This window comes from Alteripontixanthobacter maritimus (genome assembly GCF_003340475.1).
Classification (GTDB): domain Bacteria; phylum Pseudomonadota; class Alphaproteobacteria; order Sphingomonadales; family Sphingomonadaceae; genus Alteripontixanthobacter; species Alteripontixanthobacter maritimus.
Window position 1 is genome coordinate 2268247 of record NZ_QBKA01000002.1, and the last position, 23064, is coordinate 2291310.

Below are 23064 nucleotides of genomic sequence, written 5' to 3' on the forward strand. Positions count from 1 at the left end.
GTACTGGTTACCGGCCTTGCCTTTTCCGCGGTTGAGAAGATCGTGGAGCGGGTGACGACGGTAGATATCGAGGAACCGCCTCCTCCGGAACCGGAGGATGAACCGCCTCCACCGGAACCAGAAACTCCGGATGTGGCTCCCCCGCCTCCCGTTGCACCGCCGCCGCCGATGAATATCGCGCCAAGGCCACCTGACGTGCAGACGCAAATCAGAATTCCGCCACCTGCACCGCCGGCGCGGATAATTCCGCCGCCAGCACCGCCTGCGCGCGTAATTCCGCCACCTGCGCCGCCTCCGCCACCACCACCGCCACCACCACCGCCGTCACAGGCGCGCGGTGTTCAGCCTGAAGGCCAAAGCCGTTGGGCATCGCGGATCCAGGCCGATTATCCTTCGCGTGCGTTGCGCGCCGAAGAACAGGGCGTGGTCAGTATGTCGATTACGGTAGGCACAAACGGCCGCGTGTCGGGATGCAATGTGACTGGCAGTTCGGGATCGAGCGAACTCGACAGGGCCGCCTGCCGCGGGATGGAACGTTATGCACGGTACAAGCCGGCGTTGAATGCTGCAGGCAACCCAATCGCAGCGACCATTTCGCAGTCCATTCGTTACGTTCTACCTGATTAAGCCAACAACTAATTTTTATCTGAGAGGATACTCGCAATGACAATCGACCTTCTTGCCGCTGCCGCGGAAGCCCCGAAGAACCAGTTCGGTTTCTGGGAAGCCATGGAACAGGGCGGTCCGATCGCCTGGGCCATCTTTGGTGTTCTGGTTATCATGTCCGTAGGTTCGTTCTACATCCTGTTCACCAAGCTGTTCGAACAGCAAAAAGTGCTCAACCAGTACAAGGACGTACGCTCCTCTTTCTGGAAGACCAACTCGCTGAAGGATGGCGCTACCAAGCTGGAAAAGAACAGCGCATGGCGTCAGCTCGTCGACGACAGCATCGCGGCGCAGGATGATTACACCAAGATGACCGACAAGATGGAAGCGCATGACTACATCCACGGCACGATGGCCCGCTCGGAAGCAGCCATCAATGCCAAGCTGGCAAGCGGTCTTTCGTTCCTCGCATCGGTTGGCGCGACGGCACCGTTCATCGGCCTGCTGGGTACGGTGATCGGTATCTACCGCGCGCTGATCAACATCGGCCTCGCCGGGTCGGCTTCGATCGACAAGGTTGCGGGTCCGGTCGGCGAAGCGTTGATCATGACCGCCATCGGTCTGCTGGTCGCTGTGCCTGCAGTGCTCGCGTATAACTGGCTGCAGAGCCGCAATCGCAAGATTGCTTCGATGCTGACCGGTTTCTCGACTGCGCTTCTGGCCAACATTAACTCCGGCGGCAATGTGAAGCCGCAGGTTATGACCGCCACGTCGACCAAGACGGCCGGCCAGGCGGCTGCCAAGCCCGCCGCTACAAAGCCAGCGACCGCTCCGGCCCGTCCGGCTTCGACCACAACGACAACGACTACGGTTCCGCCGAAGCGTTAAAGTGCTTGCGGGGGCGACCGCATCGGGTGGTCGCTCCCATTATTCCAACCGGGTCGGTAACGGCTGGTCCGGTCACAACGGATAGGATGTAATTCATGGCAGTATCCTTGGCAGGTGGCGGCGAGACGCCAATGTCGGACATCAACACCACGCCGCTGGTGGACGTGATGCTTGTGCTCCTGATCATCTTCCTCATCGCGGTTCCAGTTGCGATCCAGACCATCGAAAAGCTAGAAATTCCGGTGTTCGAATCGGTCGAATCCAAGGACAAGGTTGAAAACCTGTTGCTGACTGTCTCGACCACGGACGAAGCCGGTCGCAGCGCAGGGGAACCTGGGTTCACAGGTGCCGCACGGCAAGGTGAATGCCGGGTCTATTTCAACAACACGACCCCGGTGACGTCGACCGAACTGTACGACCGTTCCTTCGAGCGGCTGGACACGATCGTAGAACGCGCAGGCGGTCCGGAAGCCATACTGGAAGATCCCGACCAGATTCCGCAGGTTCATATTCGCGGTGACGTAAATGCGCCGTGGCGCTGCGTCGCAGGTGCGATCTACAACGTTCAGGCCGCTGGATATCCGACGGTCGGGTTCATTTCCAATCCAGTCGATCCGAACGGCTAAGGCGGTTCAGGATTGGCAGGCGGACGGTGCAATTCGCTTTGTCCGATAGTTTACACGAAGACTTTAGGAGTATTTGACGATGGCAATGGCAGGCGGCAGCGACGACGGTTCGCCGATGCTGGACATGAACATGACGCCGCTGATCGACGTCCTGCTTGTGCTCCTCATCATGTTCATCATCACCATTCCGGTGGCTACCCACGCGGTGAATATCGATCTTCCGCAACCAAGCCCGGACGATGACCAACAGATCATCGATCCGGTAAAGAACAAGCTTATTCTCACCCAGAATGACGAGATTCTCTGGAACGGCGAAGCGATCAACGAAGGGCAGCTAGTTTTCAATCTTCAGGAATCACTGAAGTTCGAAGTCGAGCCGGAACTGCAGTTCGAGCCAGAAGCACTCGCCAGCTACGATATCTCGGCGCGAGTGCTGGAGCTGATCAAGGCGTCGGGCGTCTCGAAGTTCGGCTTCGTCGGTAATGAAAAGTACCGCACCTTCGGATCGATCGCCGCGGAATAACCCGGCAGGACCGGATACCCACAAAAAGGGGGCGGAGCGATCCGCCCCCTTTTTGTATCTGCCTAACAGGCTAGCTTCCTGTGCCAACAGGATGGTCAAGCGTCACCAAGTCGAAGGCGCATTTAGCTAAGAGCGGTGGATGCGGTCGATCAGGTTGGGCTGGTACAGTCCGTACAATGGGCATGGTCGGCACGATAGGCATGGCGTCGACCTGTTGCCGGGCAACAGGTTCGGCGCGTTTCTCTATGCCAAGTTTTGCCAGCTTACCTCGCTCAGGAAAAACCACGCTGCTCTTGGTACAGGCGGGTTACCAAGCACTAACCCATATAAAAATTCTCGATCGATATTCCCTTTTAATCAGAGCGCTCAACTACACAGCTCTTACGGTCAATCTTCCGACACTCCCCACAGCATCCGAAGCGAAAGTAAAGATTTCGCTCGTTCCCTTGCCAAACTACAATATTTAGATATGTTGTATCATGCATAACGGGAGAAGATGATGGCCTTCGCAACTTCGCATTCCGGCAGCGACCCCATGAGCGAACTGAATACCACGCCGCTCATCGACGTGATGCTGGTCCTGCTCATCATGTTCATCGTCACGATACCGGTGGCAACCCACGAAACCGCCGTCGACTTGCCCCAATGCGGCGCCAGATGCGACGATGTCGCATTCGACGATATCAAGAACAAACTCGTTATCACTCAGCAAGACGAGCTGTTATGGAACGGCGAGGCTATCAGCGAAACGCAGCTCCTGCGCGTGCTGCATGCCACTCGCAACGCTGCCATTGAGCCGGAACTCCAGTACGAACCTGACGCACAGGCCAGCTACAGTACCGCCGCGAGTACGCTAAACCTGATCCGGCAATCCGGCGTAACCAAATTCGGTTTCGTGGGCAATGACCGCTACCGCCAGTTCGCGCGTGCCGATTGACCCCTGCCGGCGGGATCTGTTCGCAAACTACATCGAGCCGTTCGATCATGGCGAACCGATCTGGCGCCCCAACTTTGCGCCGATAGCCGGAGTCCTGATGATTGTCGGCATTCTGTTCTTCGCAGCATGGCCGGTGCAAACCCATGCACTACTCATCGATCTCCCGTTCCCGGGCTATGACGGCGAGGCTCCTCATTCGGACATGCCCGTGTATACAATCACAATTATGCCAACGGGGACGATTTATGTTGATGGTAATGTAGCACCCTTGAATGCGCTTCCAAAGCGATTGGAAACGATTGCTAGCCTACCTACCGAAGCGGGAATTATCTTTGCACCGGCGGACAATACGGCAACATCCCAATGGTTGCCGGTTCTGGCAGTCATCAAAACGGCTGGACTTGCCAGCTGGCAATTCTGTTTTGGCGGCACCACAGCGAACCAGCGATACGAAGCCCTGGACGGCAAGACGACAGCCGCAACGCCAAAGGAATGCAACCCGCGCACGAATTACCGGCCGGACCTTCACTGGTAACCTCTGCGAGTGTCAGTCCGGCTCCAGCTCCTCCAGCGGATCGGTTCGCATGGCTGCATCGGCCAGGCTTTCCGCTTCCAGCAGCAATTCGTCATCCGCTGCACCCTGCGGCACGTTTTCGCGGCCGATCAGCACCATCACCGGCACTGCTAGCGGACTGACCCGGTCGAGTTCGACATGGACGAGCTGTTCGGCGGCCACATCAAGCATATCGCCCAATCGGCCGATATCAGTCATTAATGTGCGCGCGTCGGCCCACGCGGCCTCCAGCAGCACGTGATCCGGCTCGTATTTTCGCAGCACTTCGTAAATAAGGTCGGTGGAAAACGTGACCTGCTTGCCCGTCTTGCGCTTGCCCGGTTGTTGTCGTTCCACCAGCCCGCCGATCACCGCCACTTCGCGAAAGGCGCGGCGGAGCAAGTGCGAATCCTGCACCCAGTCGATAAATTCGTCGGTAAGAATGTCCGGTGAGAGTAGCGGCACGGGATCCTCTACCGGGCGCAGGCTCCACACCGCGAGGCAGTAATCATTGGCGTTGAATCCCAGCGGTTTCAGCCCGCGATCTTCCATCCGCTTGGTCACCAGCATCCCGAGGGATTGGTTCGCGTTCCAGCCGATGAAGGTGTAGTACACCGTAAAATACCGCTTCCCATGCGGAAAACTTTCCACCAGCAGCGTACCGGGCGCGGGCATCTTGCTGCGCCAATCCTGCACTTCCAGCCATTCGCGGACATCGTCCGGAAAGCGGCCCCATTTTGCCCGGTCGATCAGCATTTCGCGCACACGGTCGGCCAGATGCGTGGTCAGCGGCATCCGCGCGCCGCCATAGGACGGGATCATCGCCGCCTTGCTACTGGCGCGGACCACCACGTCCATGTCCTGCACTTTTTCAACTTCCAGGCTCATGCCCGCAAAGCCGAATGTATCGCCGGGCGAAAGCTGCGCAGCGAAGCGTTCCTCGACCTTGCCGAGCGAGCGACCGTTGCGAAACCTGACCTGCAGCATCTCGCCATCCATGATAATCCCTGCGTTCAGCCGGTGTTTGGCGGCCTGCTGCGGATGCGCGAGCCGCCATGTGGCATCGCCGCCGGCTGCCGCTTTTTTCGCTCCGCCTTCGCGTACGATTCGTCGAAACCGGTCATAGGCCTTCAACGCGTATCCGCCGGTTGCCACGAATTCGAGCACGCGAGTAAAGATCGCAGTGTCGACCCATGCATAAGCATGGCTGGAGCGAATTTCCGCCAGCAGCGCGGCCTCTTCGAACGGTGCGGCGCAGGCGCACCCCATCACATGCTGCGCCAGTACGTCGAGTCCGCCGGGGCGGAAATCCTCGCCATCGCGCTGGCCTGCATCCACCGCTTCCTTGGCCGCGGTCGCTTCCAGGAATTCGAAGCGGTTGCCGGGCACCAGCACCGCGCGGCTTGGCTGGTCAAGCCGGTGATTGGCACGGCCGATGCGCTGCAACAGGCGGGACGAACCCTTCGGAGCACCCATTTGCACAACGCAATCGATATCCCCCCAGTCGACCCCTAGGTCGAGGCTGGCAGTGGCCACCAGGGCCCGCAATTCGCCGCGCGCCATTGCGCCTTCCACCTTGCGCCGCGCTTCCTTCGACAGCGACCCGTGATGGATACCGATCGGCAGCTTGTCCTCGTTCGCATCCCACAGATACTGGAAGATATATTCCGAAAGAAAGCGTGTGTTGGTGAACACCAACGTCGTGCGGTTCTGCTTGATCAGATCGTATAGCTGCGGGATCGACCAGGTTGCGGCGTGGCCGCCCCACGGCACGCGTTCTTCGATGGGCAGCAGGATTTCCACTTCGGCAGGCGCACCATCCTCCCCCTTGATCAGCGCGACTTCCTCGATATCGCCCCAAGGCGCGAGCCATGTGCGGTAGTTTTCCGGATCGGCTAGCGTCGCGGACAAAGCGGCCCGCTGCAGATCGGGCGCGATGGCCTGCAACCGGGATAGCGCCAGCGCCAGCAAATCGCCGCGTTTGCCTGTTGCGAAAGCGTGGACCTCATCCACGATCACGCGCTTCAACCCGGCGAACATTGCAAAACTGTCAGGATAGGACAGCAGCAAGGAAAGCGATTCCGGCGTTGTCATCAGAATATGAGGCGGCTTTGTACGCTGGCGTTTCTTGCGATCCGACGGCGTATCGCCGCTGCGCGTTTCGATCCGCAACGGCAAGCCCATGTCTTCCACGGGCGTTACCAGATTACGCTGCACATCATGCGCCAGCGCCTTCAACGGGGAGACATACAGGGTGTGCAGGCCTTCGGGCGGGTCTTCACCATTCAACCGCGAAGGACAAAATGCCGCCAGCGTTGGCAGGAAACCGCCCAGCGTTTTGCCGGCACCGGTATCGGCCACCAGCAACGAATGCCGTCCGGCATCGCTGGCTTCCAGCATTTCGGTCTGATGGCGGCGCACGCGCCAGTCGCGGCCTGTAAACCATGCCTCGATTTCAGGCGGCACCACGCGGGATGCGGTTTGGGTGGTGCGCTTGTTCACATCCTTAGAATGCGCCGCGCGGCAAAAGTCTCCCGCGCGGGACATTCACACGTTTTCACCAGGCGCGACGACTTCAGCGGCAGGCCATTAGACAACGACACTTATAGTGGCGAGCGAAATACCGACCGCCGCCAAGCAACCGATACGGAATTCAGGCTTCCTGACTGGTGGCATCCGCGCCGATCTCTTCTTCGACCTCGACTTGGGAATTCAGCGCTTCTTCACCAGCACGCAGTTCCGCCTCCGCCTTGCCGAGTAACGACGCCAGTTGCCCCTGTTCTGCGGCGGTCAGGTCGGAAAAGGCACGCGCTTCGCCGTATTCTTCAGTGACCGCCTCGAACTCTTCCATCATCTGTGGCATCAGCCCGACCATTGCCGGGCCCATCGCTTCCATGGCGCCCATCACTTCCGGATCGGCAGATATTGGCAGTAGCTCGCGGGCGAACTTGCCGCCCGTAGGTGTATCGAAGAACAAGGAAAGCGTTGCCAGTTCTGCCGCGTCGAAGCGTTTTACCAGTGCGCGCGAATAGCCCGTTCGCAAAGCTGGCTCGATCGCTCCCATCAACTCGCCCATCAGTCCGGTCAGCGCTTCGCCCATTGCGCGATTACGCTCCTTGTAACGCGGATCGAGCAGAGCCAGCGCCTGTTCCATCGCTGTATCCTCCAGCTCTTCGAAGGTTTCTTCCTCCAGCCCCGTAACATCCACCAGATGGCTGGCGGGATCGTCCATCAGATCACCGAAAATACCGCTGAAGATCGGTTCCATCGTGTCCTGCATGATACGGGCATAACTGCCATCCGGCACAAGATCATTCGCCAGCTTTTCAGCTTGCGGCAGCAGCGCTTCCTGCTCCGTCGTCAACGGTGTCGTCGGAAACAATTGTCTGAATATGCCAAAGGCCTCCGCCATCTCGGCTTCGTCTTCGGGCGAGAAAACGGGGTTCGAAAAATCATCTGCCGGTTCGGCAGCGGCCTCTTCTTCGGTGCACTGTGCGTCCTCGGGCAGGTCGGCGCGTTCCTTGCAGGTAAGATCCTCCACCCGCATCGTCATGACAGGAACGGGCGCATCGCCGATCCTTTTGCCAAGCGTGATAGGTGGCACTTCGTCCGCATCCTGCGCCGAAGCGGGAGCAATAAAAGCGAGCGCAGCGCCAATGGCGCTTAATGCGACTATTCTATGTTCCAACTCAAATCCCCTCAGTAACCAAATTTGTGACTTGCCCTCAGTGTCCCGCCTGCGGTCCGCGCTCCAGTCCGGAAAGCTGCAATTGCTCATCGATCTTCGCCACGAGCCGGGCAAGACCTTCTTCGCTGTCGCTTTCGGCGCGGGCGACAAGCACGTCTTGCGTATTTGACGCGCGCAGCAACCACCAGCCATCCTTGCCGGTCACGCGCACACCGTCGGTACCGTCCACATCGTCCGTACTATTGGCAAGGCGCGCCTTCACTTCGTCGATGGCGGCGAATTTGCGGCTTTCATCGACCTGGAACCGCAATTCCGGCGTGTTGACCATAGCGGGCATCTCGCCGCGCAATTGTGTGACCGATTTGCCGAGCCGCGCGGATGCCGCCATCAACCGCACTCCTGCATAAAGCGCGTCGTCATAACCATAATAAGTATCGGCGAAGAACACATGACCGCTCATTTCGCCCGCGAGCGGCGAACCGGTTTCCTTCATTTTCGACTTGATGAGGCTGTGCCCGGTTTTCCACATCACCGGTTTTCCGCCCAGCTCGGCAACCGTATCGAACAGCGCACGGCTGGCTTTCACATCGGCGATGATGGTGGCGTTAGGTATTCTTACCAGGAGGTCACGGGCATAGATCATCAGTAGTTGATCCCCCCAGATAACCCGTCCTTCGCCGTCGATCGCGCCGATCCGGTCGCCATCGCCGTCGAAGGCAATGCCGAAATCGAGGCCTTTGTCCGCCACCAGCTGGCGCAGATCCTCCAGATTGGCCTCGACAGTGGGATCGGGATGATGGTTGGGAAAGTTTCCGTCGACTTCGGTGTAGAGGAGGTGATGCTCCCCGGGCAGCTTAGCCGCGAGCTTTTCAAGCGCGGGTCCGGCAGCACCGTTCCCGTTATCCCAACCGACGCGCAATCCCGAAAGCCGGGCGGTGTCGATACCGTCCAGCCCTTCGGCGATGCGCTCGACATACTCGTCCAGGACCTCGCGGCTTTGCGTAGTGCCGCTCCCGGTCGTCCAATCCCCGCCAGCGGCCAGTCGGCCGATCTCCTGGATATCGTCGCCGAAGAACGGACGGCCCTGAAACACCATCTTGAAGCCGTTGTAATTGGCGGGATTATGGCTGCCGGTTATCTGTATGCCGCCGTCCACATCTTCGGCTGACGCTTCGGCGTAATACAGCATCGGGGTCGGCCCCATACCGATCCGCACCACATCGCAGCCACTGACGGTCAGCCCCTCGATCAGGGCCGCTTCCAGCACCGGCGAGCTGGTGCGCCCATCATAACCGACCGCAACACGCTTGCCGCCCGCGCGGGTGAGCAGCGTTGCAAAACCGCGCCCGATCGCACGCGCATCGGCTTCCCCCAAAGTCTCCCCCACGATGCCGCGAATGTCGTATTCGCGCAGGGTGGTAGAGTCGAACTGGTGGCTGTCATGGTCGGTCATTGGTTGTCCGTTCATTGATCGATGATGTCGTTTTGGCCGGGCTCGTAAGGCAATTCGCCCAGCAGCAGATCACGCGCCGCCGTTGCCTCGTGAACCTGCGCGTCGGAGCCGCCGCGGTCGGGATGGACCAATATCAGCAGCCGTTTATGCGCCTCGCGGATGTCAGCGTGATTGGCATTTTCGCGCACGCCGAGCAGCTTGCGTGCGCGGAACACGGCCTGCTGGCGCGTGGAAGTGGTGCGGAGGTAATCCCACGGCCAGCGGCCTAGCGCCAATTTGCAGCCGATGGAAATCAGCGCGGCGATAACGAAAATGCGGAGCATCGTTCAGGCAGGCTCCAGCAACGGTTTGGCCCGATCTGCAATTTTCGACAATTTCAGTGCCGCCAGCAGGTTTCGCAGCTCCTGCCGCGCTACCAGATGACTGGTGCCGAGGTTGCCCAGATGACCCTTGTCGAGCAGCGTCAGCCCAGACGGAAACAGTTCGCGGTAGATCACGCGTTCGGACAGGCCATGCGCCACGCGGAAGCCCACGCGCTTCGACATTTCGGCAAGTGCCTGTTCGATCCGGCTCATATTGCGCGCCTCGGTATAACCGGTGCGATTACGCACCACGATCCAGTCAAGCTCGCGCCGCTTTTCCTCGATAGTGGCCCGGCTGCGCTTCAGACGCGCCTCCCAGATCAGTTCGGCGTAGAAGGACAACTTCCTGACCTTGAATGTTTCGGCATCGACCTGCCCGATCAGATCGAAATCCACGAAGCTGTCATTCATCGGCGTGACCAGCGTATCGGCCTGCGCGGCAGCATGGCGGGCGAGCGGATCGTCACGGCCCGGCGTATCCACGATCAGGAAATCCGCCTCTCGCTCCAGCTCCGCCGCGAGCGCTTCGAACTCCTGTGGATCGGTGGAATCGAGCACTTCGTACCGTGCCCCCGGCAAGGTCACGCCGCGCTTTTCCTGCAAGGCGTCGCGGTTTTCCATGTAGCGGTACAGCGTGCGCTGCCGGGGATCGAGGTCGATTGCGGCCACTTTCGCGCCGCCATAGGCCAGCGCAATTGCGATATGCACGGCGGTCGTGGACTTGCCCGTTCCGCCCTTCTCGTTTGCGAAAACGATCCTGTGTGCCTGTTGGGTGTTTGAAGGTGGCGGCACGCAGGGAACCTCGCGGTGGTTGGCGCAATTGCGCGGGACAGTCTTGTCCGGCAAGGCCGGTTTCTCGATACAGGACGCCGAACGCGTCCGATGCTGCAAATCCTACCGGAGCCAGGCCCCCATGCAAACCGTCAAACGGCTGGATATGTTGAGAACCTTGACAGCACAGTGGCGCAGCGCGGGCGAAACCCTGGCGCTGGTGCCGACCATGGGCGCCCTGCATGAAGGACATCTCGCACTGGTGCGGGCCGCGCGATCGGAGGCGGATCGGGTGGCCGTGTCGATTTTCGTCAACCCCACCCAATTCGGCCCGGACGAGGATCTGGACGCTTACCCCCGCACGCTGGACGCCGACAGCGCCCTGTTGAAGGCGGAGGGGGTGGACCTGTTATGGGCTCCCAGCGCAGCTGAAATGTACCCCGACGGGTATGCGACCAGCATCACGGTAGCTGGCGTGAGCGACCATTTCTGCGGTGCCGACCGGCCGGGGCATTTCGATGGCGTGGCGACAGTGGTGAACAAGCTTTTCAATCAAGTGCAGCCGGACGTGGCGGTGTTCGGGGAAAAGGATTGGCAGCAACTCGCGGTTATTCGCCGCATGGCCCGAGACCTCGACCTTACGCGCCCGCAAGCCGATGCCATCCTTGGAATTCCGACCATACGCGAGACGGACGGCCTCGCCCTGTCCAGTCGCAACCGTTATCTGGATGCCCAGCAGCGAGGGCAGGCCGCCGCCCTGCCCCGCCTGATGCGTGCCGCAATCACTGCGATGGAAGCTGGAACGACGCCCGGCGCTGCATTGGCGGAATTTCGCGAACAGCTGTTGGAAGGGGGCTTCGAAAGCGTGGACTATGCCGAACTGGCCGACGCGGAAATGCTGGTCCCGCTTGAAAGCGTGGGAGAGCGGCCTGCCCGCTTGATCGTGGCGGGCAGGATCGGCGGTACACGGCTGATCGACAACATGGCGGTAGGATGAGGCAGCAGCGTTGGCGGCTTCCGGATCACGAAATGCACATAGCGTGAAACCGGATTGTAAAGGTTGGAGCGGGTAGCGGGAATCGAACCCGCATAACTAGCTTGGAAGGCTAGGGCTTTACCACTAAGCTATACCCGCATCGCACTTTTGCCCGCACAACAAACCATATCGTTCGCGCCGAGTGCTGATCGATGGCACGGCAATTGCCCCAGACAGGTGCCTGCCGTCAACTGCCCACTGCGCCTCACCGGCTCGATTATTCGGCAGTATCCTCGATCACATCCGGCGTCTCGCCATCCGTGTCGGCAATTGGTTCGGCGTCTGAAACAGCCTCTGCCAGGTTCACCGAGACATCCACCCGCCGGTTTGCCTCGCGGCCTGGCTCGTTCGGTTCGCCATCGGGCAGAGCGTTGGGCTGGATCGGATTCTGTTCTCCGAAAGCGATAACCGTGATGCGGTCTTCGGCGATGCCGCGCTGAATCAGGGCATCGCGCACGAGTTCGGCCCGTTCCAGCGATATCCGCATGTTCACGGCATCGCTGCCGCCTGCATCGCTATGGCCACGCAAGATGATCTGACCGTTCTCCTCCGTTTGCGGGGCGTTCACAATCGTAGCAATTTCCGCTGCGGCTTCTTCGGTCATCTCGATACCGCCGCCAGCAAAGGAGATGCTGGTTTGCAGCGGCTCCAGCGCGGGCGCTTCGATCGGCTGCTCGATATCCTCACGGATGATCGAAACCTGTTCTTCCGGCTGCACCGGCGGCGTGTCTTTCTTGCAAGCGCCCAGAACGGCCAGCATCAGGATGGCGGGTAGCCAGCGCATCACGGTGTACTCCTTCTTGTAAGTCATGCAGTTTGCGGTCCGGTATCCGGATCGGTTGTCGGGCCCGTCCGGGCGCCTTCACGCGATTCCGCGGTGGCTTTTTCTGCCTTGCGCGCGGCCTTTTCGTCCGGCTTGCGTTCGACCGGGGGGGAGAACGAAATGATGGTATCGCCAGCGCGCGGTTCCGGACGGGATGCGTGGGTGAAAAAGCGCATTACGCCGCTGGAGCGAAGCAATAGCAGCATATGCGTTGCTTCGGGCAGGGTTTGCTGCGCGTCCTCGAAGTCGAATTCTTCCGACAGCTTGGTCTTGCGCAGCCGCCAGCCCTGCTGTTGCCGTTCATGCACATCTGACACGCCGAACCCGCTTTCGAACAAGGCGCGCCCGCGCAGCGACGGCGGCAAGGCATGGCGATCGTGCTCGCTGCCCGCCTCGCCCAGCTGATACACCGAATCGCGACCGATCTCGTGCGCGAATTCGTTGCAGACAAGCGTGTTGTAAGCTTCGTTCTCAGTCGCGGCGACAAGCACCTGGAACGGCGCAAGGTCGAGATTGTGCTCGGTCGCCTCGTTCAGGATTTCACCATGATAGAACGGCAGCCCCTTTTGCCGCGCGGCACCGAGCCGCTGCCAGCTCGGGTCCACGACCATAACCGGCGTTCCCAGATCCTTCATCTCCTGTGCCAGCGAGATAGTCCACGGAGTGCTACCGACAATCAGCAGGCCGGGCCTCGACACGCCCTTGATGCCGAGCCAGCGTGCGACAAGATCGATGGTAAAGCCGTGCGCCACCACTGTCGCCACGACGACCGCGAAGCTGAGGCCGATCAGCAGCTCTCCACCCGCATAACCCAGATCGCCCAAACGTAGCGCGAACAGGCCGCTGATCGCGACCAGCACGATCCCTCGGGGTGCGATCCAGGCCACGAACAGCCGTTCGTTCCACGGTACATCGCTGCCCAATAGCGAAATCAGGACGGTTGCCGGACGGACCAGGAACAGCAGCGCCAGCAGGAATGCACCGAAGCGCCATGTCGTGCCGAGATATGTGAGATCTTCCCATTCCAGCGATGCCGAAAGCAGAATAAATATGCCCGAGACAAGCAGGACCGCGATATTCTCCTTGAACGGATGGATCGACCGCAGCGATTGCACATTCATGTTCGCCATCGCCACACCCATTACGGTGACGGCTACCAGGCCAGCCTCATGCTCGATCGCGTTGGAGAGCACGAACACGCCGACCACCACTGTGAACAGCACCGGCACTTTGAGATATTCGGGCACCCCTCCGCGCGGGAATGTGTAGGCGATGACCCAGGCGGCCGCATAGCCGATCGCTCCTGCCAGCAGGGCCGCGATGATCAGCGGCGGGACCACTTCGAACAGCGAAGCGCCGGGGCTTTCGGCGACCTTGCGAAAATATTCATACGCGATAACAGCACATAGTGCGCCGGTCGGATCGTTGACGATCGCTTCCCATTTCAGGATCGAGCTCGGTCTGGTCTTGACGTTGGATTGTCGGAGCAAGGGCAGCACCACCGTGGGTCCGGTGACCACGAGGATCCCGCCAAACAGAATTGCGACCGGCCACACCAGGCCGGCGATGTAGAACCCGGCAAGCGAGCCAAACGCCCAGCCAACTAGCACGCCGATCGTGGCCAGTCGCCAAACGGCATCGCCCGAATGTCGCAACTCACGAACATTCAGGCTGAGCCCGCCTTCGAACAGGATCAGCGCGACGCCGATGCTGACCATCGGGCTCAACAGTTCGCCGAATGCTTCCTTGGGATCGAACAGGTCGAACACCGGCCCGGCGAGAAAGCCTGCAGCCAGCATCAGCACGATGGCTGGCCAGCCTGTACGCCAGGCGATCCACTGTGCGCCAATGCCCAGCAAGCCGACCATGGCAATTACCAGTGCCTGTTCTTCCATGACCTAATTCTCTTCCCACACGACGGCATATCGGGGCCATTGTTCGACTTTGGCGATCGATCCGCCAGTCGCTGCACGATGGCTTGCCAACTTCCTGATACGGCTGCGGCGTTTGCGGGGTGCCGTCAATCCCCGATCCTTATTTGCCTGGATAGGCCATCAGCGAAAATGGCGCGCAATCCGCCTCGCGAAGCGCCTTGCTGCCGCCCAGATCGGCAAGATCGATTGCAAAAGCGCCGTGAGTGACCCGCGCCCCGGCGCGGCGCAACAGTCCCAACGCCGCGAGCGCGGTTCCCCCTGTGGCGATCAGATCATCCACCAACAGGATATTCGCGTCGTCGGCGATCAGCGTAGGGTCGAGCTCAAGCCGGTCGTTACCGTATTCCAGTTCGTATTCCGCCTCGATCACGGGCACGGGTAGTTTGCCCGCCTTGCGCAACGGCACGAACCCCTTGCCGCAAGCGGCGGCGATAGCTGCGCCCAAGATAAAACCCCGCGCTTCGATACCCGCAATCGCGTCCGCACCGATCGACCGTGCATGACTTGCGAGCTGGTCGACTGTGGCTGCGAGGCCGGCCGGGTCGGCAAACAGGGTCGTAAGGTCACGGAACATGATGCCGGGCGCGGGGAAATCCGGCACGGTGCGTACCAACGCCTGCAATTGCCGCGAGTTCATGCGCTGGAGGCTGCTTGGACGTCGCTGAACGGGCGGCCGAACCGACTGCCCAGTATCGATATCGCCGCGAGCTTAATCCTTGCGCTTCTTCGGCTTCGCACCCGCCCAGACCTGTTTCTTGGACATATATGCAAGGATAGTCGCGAAGATCAGGAAGCCGATGAACACGAAGCCCGTCTGGCGGCGTTGCTCCAGCTTCGGCTCCGCCGACCACGTCATGAACGCCGTCACGTCCTTCGACATCTGCGAGATCGTCGCGTCGGTACCATCGGAATAGGTCACCTGACCGGCGGCCGTCAGTGGCGGAGCCATCGCGATGTTGAGGTTGTGGAAGTACTGGTTGAAATAAAGCCCCTGCGGAGTTTCGAAGTCCGGATACGCCGCCTTCAATTCAGCCGGGATTGGGCCATAGCCCGATAACAACGAATAAACGTAAGCCGAACCATCATGACGAGCCTTGGTCATCAGCGAAAGATCGGGCGGAATGGCGTTGTTATTCGCTGCGGCCGCGGCAATGTCGTTTGGATAGGGACCGACCATGTAATCCGTTGCCACTGCTGGACGGAGGACGGGTTCGCCAGTCGTGGGATCGACACCGGGAACCTGGAATTGGCTGGCAATTGCAGCCACTTCCGGTTCGGTATAGCCGAGCGCGCCCAGATCGCGAAACGCCACGAACTTCATGCCGTGGCAAGCGGCGCATACTTCCTGATAGACCTTCAACCCGCGCTGCAATTGCGCACGGTCATAGGTGCCGAGCGGCCCATCGCTGGAGAAAGACACATCTTTGGGATGTACGTAAAATTCGTGTTCTACGGTCTCCTCGGTTTCCACGGTCATGGCGGTGTAGGCCCCAACGCCCAAAGCCCAGAACGCGGCAACGGCGAAGAAGAGACCGCCAAGGATTGCGATAATGCGGATCATTGTTCTGTGTCTTTCTTCAGGATCAAACCGCAGGTGAGGCGTTTTCGCCAAGTACGGCCTTCTTGTCCGACCCCAGCACCGCTTCGGTAATGGAGTAAGGCATCGGCTGCGGCGTTTCGATCTTGGATACGATCGGCAAGATCACCAGGAAATGCAGAAAGTAGTAGGCGGTCGCTGCCTGGCTGAGCATCACATACGGTTCATAAGGCGGAGCCCCGCCGCAGATGAACAGCACCAGCATCGCCGGGATCAGGCCGAACCAGAAGAATTTGCGGAACAACGGGCGATAATGGCCACTGCGAACCGGGGACCGGTCGAGCCATGGCAGAATGAACCAGATGAGGATCGCGGAGAACATCGCCAGCACGCCCATCAATTTGGCCGGAATGAAGAAGAAATCCATCGTGAACGCACGCAGGATCGCGTAAAATGGCCAGAAATACCATTCGGGCACGATGAGAGCCGGGGTCGAAAGCGGGTTTGCTTCGATGTAATTGTCCGGATGGCCCAAATAGTTGGGCAGGAAAAACACCATGATCGACAGGAGGATGAGGAAGACGCCGAGCCCGAACCCGTCCTTCGCCGTGTAATACGGATGGAAGGGCACGGTATCGCTCTCGCTCTTGATCTCGACGCCTGTCGGGTTGGACGAACCGGGAATGTGCAGCGCCCAGATATGCAGGATTACCACGCCAGCCGTTACGAATGGCAGCAGGAAGTGCAGGCTGAAAAAGCGGTTCAGGGCAGCATTGTCAGGCGCGAAACCGCCCAGAAGCCAAACCTGGATCGGTTCGCCAACCAGCGGAATTGCGCCGAACAGGCCGGTAATGACCTTCGCGCCCCAGAAACTCATCTGGCCCCACGGCAGCACATAGCCGAGGAACGCGGTCGCCATCAGCAGCAGGAAGATCACCACGCCCAAGATCCAGATCATTTCGCGCGGCGCCTTGTAGGACGAATAGAAAAACCCGCGGAAAATATGGAGGTAGATCACGATAAAGAAGAAACTGGCACCGTTGGCATGCATATAACGCATCAGCCAGCCCCAGTTTACGTCGCGCATGATGTGTTCTGTAGTGGCGAAAGCGACCTGCGCATTGGCGGCATAATGCATCGCCAAAACGACCCCGGTGACGATCTGCAGCACCAGACAGAACCCGGCGAGCACGCCAAAATTCCACATGTAGTTAAGATTGCGCGGCACCGGATAACCCGCGCCCACGGCGTTGTAGACCAGCCGCGGCAACGGCAGCTTCTCGTCCATAAAACGCATGAAGCCGTTGGTCGGCGTATATTGTTTGGCCCAGGGGAAGCTCATGGTCTCAGCACTTTCTAAGCGTCAACCGACGCGTATGACCGTATCGGACGTGAATTCGTAATCGGGAACCACAAGGTTCGTCGGTGCAGGGCCTTTGCGGATGCGGCCTGCGGTGTCGTAATGCGAACCGTGGCAGGGGCAGAAATAACCGCCATATTCACCCTTATTCTCGCCTTCCGCCGCACCCAGCGGGACGCAGCCCAGATGGGTACAGACGCCCATGGTGACCAGCAAGTCGCCATGCCCTTCCTTGGTCCGGTCGGCCAGCGATTGCGCGTCGCGCAACGAACCGGTCGGCACGGCGTTCGCCTCGGCAATTTCGGCTGGAGTCAGACGGCGCACGAACAGCGGTTGTTTGCGGAAGATTTCCTTGATCGACTGGCCCGGCTCAATCAGCGAGACGTCCACATCGGTCGAGCTTTCAGCCAACACATCAGCGGATGGGGCCATCTGACTGATCAGCGGCAACAGCACGAACACACCGCCGACGCCCAGGGCGCTGACGGCAGCAATATTGATAAAATCGCGGCGGCGCACGCCATCGTCACCCGTTTCCGCCCCATGCAGAGCCGGGTCCGCGCTGTCTGCCGGTACCGTGCTGTTAGCCATCAACCTGCCTTATCTTCGAACCGAGCCCGTTACCGCACCGTTGGAGGGGATGTCGCGCACGCGCCTCGACGAACCGCGCATTGCCCCAACCGGCCGTTTGCTCAAACCATTTTGTCGCGCGATAGCCAAGCGGCCCGCTTTTGCCAACCGCCATTTTGGCAACCATCATGCGCTTTGGTGCAACCCGATGACGGATATCTGGCGGCCATAAGTAGCTTCGCCGAGATGTGTGGCCCGGCGATAGGAATAGAACCGGTCCGGCTGGCTATAGGTATCTTCCGCGCAATCGCTCACCTGAGTGACACCTGCGGCATGCAGGCGGGCGGCGCAAAAGGCGGGCAGGTCGAACTGCCAATGCCCGCCGTGTCCTTCAGCAAAGAAACGGTCATCGGCCGCGCTAAAATTGGCGCGAAACGCCTCGTCAACTTCGTAACTGGCTTGCGCGATGCACGGGCCGATAGCGGCAACGATGCGCGACGGACGGGCGCCTGCCTGTTCCATTGCGGCAACGGTCGCTTCCAGGATGCCGCCCGTTGCTCCGCGCCAACCGGCATGGGCGGCGGCGACGACACCTGCTTGGGCGTCGGCGAGCAATACAGGCGCGCAATCCGCCGTCACGATACCAAGCAGCAATTGCGGCACCGCTGTGACGACGGCGTCGGCGCGCGGACGATTTTCATGGCTCCAGGGGGCTTCGACAATCACCGCTTCCGCCGAGTGCACCTGATAGGGTGTGGCAAGCGAGGCGCTCGGCAGGGTAGCGGCAATTACGCGGCGGCGGTTTTCCGCCACATTGCTGTCATGGTCCTCCGCGCCGAAACCGCATTGTAAGCCCGCTACCTTCCCGGTTGAGACGCCCCCCATCGCCGTTCCGAACCCGTGCGGTATACTGTCCAGCGCGGCAGCCTGCAGGAGCACCGCGGCTTCCTCAGCCAAGGCTGCGGCTGACCTGTTCATGGGTGTCGCGAGACAGGGTGGGAGAGGCGGCGATCCGCTCCAGCTCGGCCCGCATCAGCTTGGCCCGGCCAGCCTCGATCCGCCGGAACCGGCCGAGATAGGGCACGAACCGCGCGGCAGTTTGCGGGTTGATCGGGTCGAGCGCCAGAATAACGTCGGCGATCAGCTTGTAGCCCGAGCCATCGGGCGCATGGAAACCCTGCGGATTGGCGGCGAACGCCATATATAGCGAACGTACGCGGTTGGGGTTGCGCATGGTGAAATCGGGATGTTCTGCCAGCGCCTTTACATGCTCGATGACATTGGGATGGAGCGAGGCGGCCTGCGTTGCGAACCATTTGTCGATGGTCAGTTCGTCACCGCGATAGCGGTTGTAGAAATCCATCAGACGCGCTGTGCGTTCAGGCGAATTAAGCCCCGCCAGCACCATCAGCGCACCCTGCCGGTCGGTCATGTTGTCCGCCGCGTCATATTGGCCTGCCGCCCGTTTCGCGGTCCCGTCCGCGTCGGCGGCGGCAAGGAAGGTCAGCGCCAGCGTCTTCACCTTGCGGGCTCCGCGCGCTTCCGCGGACTGGCCGTAAGGGACATTATTGGCCCGGTCATGTAAAGCCCGAAGCTGATCGCCAAAGGTTTCGCCAAGCCACGCCTTCAAACCCTGCCGCGCCTCGTGAATGCGGCCGGGATCGGCAGCGTCGACTTGTTCGGCCAGATAGGTTTCGCCCGGCAGGATCATCAGTTCGCCGCGCATGGCGTCTTCGAGGTCGCCATCCTGCATAATGGCTGCAAAAGCCTCGCCGATGGCGGCGCGCATCGCGTCATCCTGCGAACCGGCGGCGACCTGCGTGAGATAGTCGGTGACAAGATCCTGCATCGCTTCGTAACGAGCGAAGGGATCATCGTCATTCGCAGCGAGGAACACCAGTTCGTCCTGCGGAATATCGCGGCGAACCGTGACCGGCGCGGAGAAGCCGCGATTGATCGACAATACGGGCTTTTCGGCGAAACCTTCATAGGTGAAGGTCTGTTCGGCATCCGTCAGCATGACCAGTTCCTCGCCGCGATGCGTGGCCGTAGCCCGGTCGAACAGCGCAATCCGCAAGGGGATCGGCATAGGTTGCTTTTCAACCTGGCCGGGCGTTGGCGGCACGGTCTGCTTTAGTGTCAACGCGGCAGTATCGCCGTCATGGACAAGAACGGCTTCGACGACAGGCGTCCCGGCCTGCGAATACCAGCGGCGGAACTGTTCGAGCTCCAGCCCTGCACCATCCTCCATCGATCTGACGAAATCCTCGCAGGTCGCTGCCTCGCCGTCATGGCGGCCGAAATACAGATCGGTGCCTTTGCGGAACGCGTCGGGCCCCGCCATCGTGCGCATCATGCGGATGACTTCGGCGCCCTTGTTGTAGATCGTGGACGTATAGAAGTTGCTGATCTCGCGGTAGGAATCGGGACGAATGGGGTGCGCGAGCGGGCCGGAATCCTCCGGAAACTGCACGCTGCGCAACACGCGAACATCTTCGATCCGCTTGACGGCCTCACCCTGCATATCCTGACTGAACAGTTGATCGCGCAGCACTGTGAAGCCCTCTTTCAGGGACAGCTGGAACCAGTCGCGGCAGGTGATGCGGTTGCCTGACCAATTGTGGAAATACTCGTGCGCGATCACACCTTCCACGGCGTCGAAATTACCATCGGTCGCGGTTTCGGGGTCGGCCAGCACATATTTCGTGTTGAAAATGTTGAGGCCCTTATTCTCCATCGCGCCCATGTTGAAATCGCTTACGGCGACGATGTTGAACAGGTCGAGATCGTATTCCCGGCCGAAGGTCTCCTCGTCCCAGACCATCGATTTCTTCAGCGATTCCATCGCATGTTCCGTGCGCGGCAGATCGCCGTCGCGGACATAGATGTTGAGCGTAACCTCACGTCCCGACATGGTGGTGAAGCTGTCCGAGTTGGCCACCAGATCGCCGGCCACCAGCGCGAAGAGATAGGATGGCTTGGGCCACGGATCGTGCCATTCCGCCCAATGCGTGCCGCCTTCGCCCTCCCCGCTATCGGTGTTGTTGCCGTTCGACAGCAGCACCGGGAATTCTGCATTCGGCGCGCTCATCCGCACGGTATAGGTGCTAAGCACGTCGGGCCGGTCAGGAAAGAAGGTGATGCGGCGGAAACCCTCCGCCTCGCACTGTGTGCACAACATCCCGCCGCTGGCGAACAGGCCCATTAACTGGGTGTTTTGCGATGGGTCGATTTCGGTCACGATGGTAAGCGTGTGGCTGTCGCCTTCCAGCGTCACCACCAGATCGTCGCCATCCATAGTGTGGCCGCTGCACTTGGCGCCATCGCATTTGAACTCGCCCAGTTTCAGCCCGTCACCATTCAACCGGATAGTCGGCGAGGCCTCTGCCTCTGGATTGCGCTCTACCGTAAGCGTTGCGGTAACACGCGTTTTCTCGAGGCCCAGTTCAAACGACAAATGTGTCTGCGGAATCAGCCATGGAAATGGCTTGTAATCCTTGCGTTGGATGATCGCGGGCGCCTTGGGCTCCGGCGGAGCGTCCGCCATTTGCAGATTGTCTTCGGCGGTAGCTGGCGTGCTGACAATATCCATAAGGCGGGCTGGCTTTCTTTATACAATAGAGGATGAGCCCTTTTGCCTAGGCCCTGAACCGCTACAACGCACCGATGGCGACAATGTTCATTTTCGGTTTAGGTTATACCGCAAAACGCGTGAAATCGGCGCTGGAAGCAGATGGTTTCGCAGTGCGCGCCACGGGCAGGGACGGTGACACCGATTTTGCCGACGGGGATGCGGTGAGCGAGGCGTTGTCGGGCGCAGATCACGTATTGTCGAGCGTGCCTCCCGCAGACGGCAGCGATCCGGTGCTCGATGCTTATGGCGAGGCTTTGACGGGCAAGCGGCTGGTCTATCTGTCCTCAACCGGCGTTTATGGCGATGCGGACGGCGCCTGGGTGGACGAGGCCAGCCCGACCGGCGGCGGTCGGCGAAGTGCACGGGCAAGGTGCGATGCGCGCTGGCTGGATATGGGCGCGCGGGCGCTGCGCCTACCCGGCATTTATGGGCCGGGCCGGAGCGCGCTGGACCGTGTGAGAGCGGGCCGCGCGCATCGGATCGATTTGCCAGGACAAGTCTTCAGCCGGGTACATGTGGACGACATCGTGTCGGGTGTGCTGGCAGCGATGAATGCGCAGGCGGGAGCGTATAATCTCAGCGATGATCTGCCATGCAGCCAGAACGCCGTGATCGAGGAAGCTTGCCGGTTGCTGGGCGTGGACCAGCCGCCCTTGCAGACCATGGACGAGGCGGGCCTGTCCGCAATGGCGCGCGGATTCTATGCGGAAAACCGCCGGGTCGCCAATGGTAGAGCGAAGCGGGTGTTGGGATGGCAGCCGGAATTCGCCGATTACAAAACGGGTCTTCGCTCGCTGCTTTAGACGTACCGCGCGCGGGTCTGGTCAGGCGCGCCGCGCGCGGGTTTGGTCAGGAGCGCCGTGCGCGCAGGGCGACCACCAGCCCGATCAGCGCCAGTACTGCACCCAATCCCGTGAGCGGCGTCCAGCGGTAATCTTCGAACAGGGTCGACAGGATCATTGCCACGATCACCACTACGATCCCGTTATATGCCGCGCGCCCCGCCCCGATCTGGCGCACCAGCGTGTAGTGAAGCGGAAACGTTACCACGCTACCCGCTAGCGCCAGCCAACCGATGCCCAACCAGAAACTTGCGCGCACCGGCAGTTCCGGCGGACCGGCGGTGAACCATGCTAAGCCCACATCGGCGATGGTGCCATACAGCATCGCCCAGGCCAGCAGGCTGACCATCGGCAGCCCGCGCCCGGTTTCGTTTGCCTGCACGACATTGGCAATGGAGGCTGACAGGATACCGCCGACCGCCAGCGCAACGCCCAGCCCGATATTCCCGCCCAGCGGCGACAATTGCGCCTCGTGAAGCAGCAGCAGCGCGATACCGCCCAAAGCAATCACCGTACCGATCACGAAATTGCGCGTGATGCGCTGACCCAGCAACAGCCAGCCGAAGGTCGCATTGGCCACGATCAGCATCGTAAACAGCACCGCCACGATACCCGAAGTCAGATGCAGTTCGCTGCGATAAACGAAATTGAAATTGCCGCAGAATTGCGCGATCCCGATAGCCAGCGCCAGCAGCTGGCCTTTCGTGCCCAGGCCAAGCGGCTTGCCCATCAGCTTTGCCACAAGGAACATCGCGGGCGTCGCCAACAGGAAGCGCCAGGCGACCGACCAGCTTGGCGGCACACCGTCGATCTGGTCGGTGATAACCCACCAAGTGCTGCCCCAGATCACTCCTGTCAGGACGAACGGCACCGCAATCCGCCAATGCAGCAGGCTGTGTTCCGAAACGTTATGCTGCCCGG

Annotated in this window: 23 protein-coding genes and 1 tRNA gene; 8 read left to right on the forward strand and 16 right to left on the reverse strand. The window is 60.5% G+C overall.

Translation table 11 applies throughout. The annotated features are described in order from the left end of the window. Positions 1–208: 208 nt before the first annotated feature. Positions 209–370 (reverse strand): hypothetical protein, encoded by a 162-nt coding sequence (locus HME9302_RS13580; protein ID WP_326833176.1) that lies wholly within the window; start codon positions 368–370, stop codon positions 209–211. 5 nt (positions 371–375) lie between these two features. Here HME9302_RS13580 and HME9302_RS13585 point away from each other — a divergent pair, with 5 nt between their 5' ends. From HME9302_RS13585 to HME9302_RS11210, 6 genes are all read left to right on the forward strand, one after another. Further along, complete coding sequence (locus HME9302_RS13585) at positions 376–627, forward strand: energy transducer TonB (RefSeq protein ID WP_326833171.1); 252 nt, start codon at positions 376–378, stop codon at positions 625–627. A gap of 36 nt (positions 628–663) precedes the next feature. Beyond that, on the forward strand, positions 664–1494 hold the full coding sequence (locus HME9302_RS11190; RefSeq protein ID WP_115367083.1) for a MotA/TolQ/ExbB proton channel family protein: 831 nt from the start codon (positions 664–666) through the stop codon (positions 1492–1494). A 95-nt stretch (positions 1495–1589) separates the two neighbouring features. Beyond that, a complete protein-coding gene (locus HME9302_RS11195) occupies positions 1590–2120 on the forward strand; it encodes an ExbD/TolR family protein (protein WP_181815756.1) in 531 nt (176 codons plus the stop codon). Positions 2121–2199: 79 nt separating this feature from the next. Beyond that, positions 2200–2643, forward strand: a complete 444-nt coding sequence (locus HME9302_RS11200; protein ID WP_115367084.1) for an ExbD/TolR family protein — start codon at positions 2200–2202, stop codon at positions 2641–2643. A gap of 535 nt (positions 2644–3178) precedes the next feature. Next, positions 3179–3580, forward strand: coding sequence for an ExbD/TolR family protein (locus tag HME9302_RS11205; protein WP_230079978.1), 402 nt, complete (start codon positions 3179–3181; stop codon positions 3578–3580). Then, positions 3546–4115 carry a biopolymer transporter ExbD gene (locus HME9302_RS11210; protein ID WP_115367085.1) on the forward strand — a complete coding sequence of 190 codons (570 nt, stop codon included), beginning with the start codon at positions 3546–3548 and terminating at the stop codon, positions 4113–4115. The genes HME9302_RS11205 and HME9302_RS11210 overlap by 35 nt, the downstream gene beginning before the upstream one ends. Before the next feature lie 12 nt (positions 4116–4127). Here the strand turns inward: HME9302_RS11210 and HME9302_RS11215 are convergent, their stop codons facing one another. From HME9302_RS11215 to HME9302_RS11235, 5 genes are all read right to left on the reverse strand, one after another. Beyond that, positions 4128–6635 (reverse strand): ligase-associated DNA damage response DEXH box helicase, encoded by a 2508-nt coding sequence (locus HME9302_RS11215; RefSeq protein ID WP_268243480.1) that lies wholly within the window; start codon positions 6633–6635, stop codon positions 4128–4130. 151 nt (positions 6636–6786) lie between these two features. Further along, complete coding sequence (locus HME9302_RS11220; RefSeq protein WP_115367087.1) at positions 6787–7821, reverse strand: DUF2059 domain-containing protein; 1035 nt, start codon at positions 7819–7821, stop codon at positions 6787–6789. A gap of 37 nt (positions 7822–7858) precedes the next feature. Continuing rightward, positions 7859–9274, reverse strand: a complete 1416-nt coding sequence (gene pgmG / locus HME9302_RS11225) for a phosphoglucomutase/phosphomannomutase PgmG (RefSeq protein ID WP_115367705.1) — start codon at positions 9272–9274, stop codon at positions 7859–7861. A gap of 11 nt (positions 9275–9285) precedes the next feature. Next, entirely contained in the window at positions 9286–9597 is a 312-nt protein-coding gene (locus HME9302_RS11230) for a J domain-containing protein (protein ID WP_115367088.1), read from the reverse strand. A gap of 3 nt (positions 9598–9600) precedes the next feature. Beyond that, a complete protein-coding gene (locus HME9302_RS11235; RefSeq protein WP_115367706.1) occupies positions 9601–10428 on the reverse strand; it encodes a division plane positioning ATPase MipZ in 828 nt (275 codons plus the stop codon). 121 nt (positions 10429–10549) lie between these two features. Between HME9302_RS11235 and panC the strand changes: the two genes are divergently transcribed. Next, positions 10550–11404: a pantoate--beta-alanine ligase gene (gene panC, locus HME9302_RS11240; protein WP_115367089.1), complete on the forward strand. Its 855-nt coding sequence runs from the start codon at positions 10550–10552 to the stop codon at positions 11402–11404. A 64-nt stretch (positions 11405–11468) separates the two neighbouring features. Here the strand turns inward: panC and HME9302_RS11245 are convergent. From HME9302_RS11245 to pepN, 9 genes are all read right to left on the reverse strand, one after another. Further along, positions 11469–11542 (reverse strand) — tRNA-Gly (locus HME9302_RS11245). Between the two features lie 118 nt (positions 11543–11660). Next, positions 11661–12254: an OmpA family protein gene (locus tag HME9302_RS11250; protein ID WP_115367090.1), complete on the reverse strand. Its 594-nt coding sequence runs from the start codon at positions 12252–12254 to the stop codon at positions 11661–11663. After that, positions 12251–14161 (reverse strand): cation:proton antiporter, encoded by a 1911-nt coding sequence (locus HME9302_RS11255; protein WP_115367091.1) that lies wholly within the window; start codon positions 14159–14161, stop codon positions 12251–12253. Before HME9302_RS11255 ends, HME9302_RS11250 begins: the two co-directional genes overlap by 4 nt. Before the next feature lie 139 nt (positions 14162–14300). Further along, positions 14301–14837: an adenine phosphoribosyltransferase gene (locus tag HME9302_RS11260; RefSeq protein ID WP_115367092.1), complete on the reverse strand. Its 537-nt coding sequence runs from the start codon at positions 14835–14837 to the stop codon at positions 14301–14303. 72 nt (positions 14838–14909) lie between these two features. Continuing rightward, a complete protein-coding gene (locus HME9302_RS11265) occupies positions 14910–15761 on the reverse strand; it encodes a cytochrome c1 (RefSeq protein WP_115367093.1) in 852 nt (283 codons plus the stop codon). A 22-nt stretch (positions 15762–15783) separates the two neighbouring features. Continuing rightward, positions 15784–17079 (reverse strand): cytochrome b, encoded by a 1296-nt coding sequence (locus HME9302_RS11270; protein WP_115367094.1) that lies wholly within the window; start codon positions 17077–17079, stop codon positions 15784–15786. A 21-nt stretch (positions 17080–17100) separates the two neighbouring features. Then, positions 17101–17688 carry a ubiquinol-cytochrome c reductase iron-sulfur subunit gene (gene petA, locus HME9302_RS11275; protein ID WP_115367095.1) on the reverse strand — a complete coding sequence of 196 codons (588 nt, stop codon included), beginning with the start codon at positions 17686–17688 and terminating at the stop codon, positions 17101–17103. Between the two features lie 165 nt (positions 17689–17853). Further along, positions 17854–18624, reverse strand: a complete 771-nt coding sequence (gene pgeF / locus HME9302_RS11280; protein ID WP_230079980.1) for a peptidoglycan editing factor PgeF — start codon at positions 18622–18624, stop codon at positions 17854–17856. Continuing rightward, positions 18617–21259, reverse strand: a complete 2643-nt coding sequence (gene pepN / locus HME9302_RS11285; RefSeq protein ID WP_115367097.1) for an aminopeptidase N — start codon at positions 21257–21259, stop codon at positions 18617–18619. Before pepN ends, pgeF begins: the two co-directional genes overlap by 8 nt. A gap of 74 nt (positions 21260–21333) precedes the next feature. On the opposite strand from pepN, the gene HME9302_RS11290 reads away from it, so the two are divergent. Further along, positions 21334–22104 carry a Rossmann-fold NAD(P)-binding domain-containing protein gene (locus HME9302_RS11290; RefSeq protein WP_115367098.1) on the forward strand — a complete coding sequence of 257 codons (771 nt, stop codon included), beginning with the start codon at positions 21334–21336 and terminating at the stop codon, positions 22102–22104. Positions 22105–22150: 46 nt separating this feature from the next. On the opposite strand, the gene HME9302_RS11295 is transcribed toward HME9302_RS11290, so the two are convergent. Continuing rightward, positions 22151–23035, reverse strand: a complete 885-nt coding sequence (locus HME9302_RS11295) for a DMT family transporter (RefSeq protein ID WP_115367707.1) — start codon at positions 23033–23035, stop codon at positions 22151–22153. Positions 23036–23064: the final 29 nt, after the last annotated feature.

Coding starts and splice junctions, on each gene's coding strand:
- petA (WP_115367095.1), bottom strand. CDS start 17,688: ATGGCTAACAGCACGGTACCGGCAGACAGCGCGGACCCGGCTCTGCAT.
- pgmG (WP_115367705.1), bottom strand. CDS start 9,274: ATGACCGACCATGACAGCCACCAGTTCGACTCTACCACCCTGCGCGAA.
- HME9302_RS11205 (WP_230079978.1), top strand. CDS start 3,179: ATGAGCGAACTGAATACCACGCCGCTCATCGACGTGATGCTGGTCCTG.
- panC (WP_115367089.1), top strand. CDS start 10,550: ATGCAAACCGTCAAACGGCTGGATATGTTGAGAACCTTGACAGCACAG.
- HME9302_RS11265 (WP_115367093.1), bottom strand. CDS start 15,761: ATGATCCGCATTATCGCAATCCTTGGCGGTCTCTTCTTCGCCGTTGCC.
- HME9302_RS13580 (WP_326833176.1), bottom strand. CDS start 370: ATGCCCAACGGCTTTGGCCTTCAGGCTGAACACCGCGCGCCTGTGACG.
- HME9302_RS11250 (WP_115367090.1), bottom strand. CDS start 12,254: ATGACTTACAAGAAGGAGTACACCGTGATGCGCTGGCTACCCGCCATC.
- HME9302_RS11210 (WP_115367085.1), top strand. CDS start 3,546: ATGACCGCTACCGCCAGTTCGCGCGTGCCGATTGACCCCTGCCGGCGG.
- HME9302_RS11270 (WP_115367094.1), bottom strand. CDS start 17,079: ATGAGCTTCCCCTGGGCCAAACAATATACGCCGACCAACGGCTTCATG.
- HME9302_RS11230 (WP_115367088.1), bottom strand. CDS start 9,597: ATGCTCCGCATTTTCGTTATCGCCGCGCTGATTTCCATCGGCTGCAAA.
- pepN (WP_115367097.1), bottom strand. CDS start 21,259: ATGGATATTGTCAGCACGCCAGCTACCGCCGAAGACAATCTGCAAATG.
- HME9302_RS11200 (WP_115367084.1), top strand. CDS start 2,200: ATGGCAATGGCAGGCGGCAGCGACGACGGTTCGCCGATGCTGGACATG.
- HME9302_RS11195 (WP_181815756.1), top strand. CDS start 1,590: ATGGCAGTATCCTTGGCAGGTGGCGGCGAGACGCCAATGTCGGACATC.
- HME9302_RS11255 (WP_115367091.1), bottom strand. CDS start 14,161: ATGGAAGAACAGGCACTGGTAATTGCCATGGTCGGCTTGCTGGGCATT.
- HME9302_RS11190 (WP_115367083.1), top strand. CDS start 664: ATGACAATCGACCTTCTTGCCGCTGCCGCGGAAGCCCCGAAGAACCAG.
- HME9302_RS11260 (WP_115367092.1), bottom strand. CDS start 14,837: ATGAACTCGCGGCAATTGCAGGCGTTGGTACGCACCGTGCCGGATTTC.
- HME9302_RS11290 (WP_115367098.1), top strand. CDS start 21,334: ATGGCGACAATGTTCATTTTCGGTTTAGGTTATACCGCAAAACGCGTG.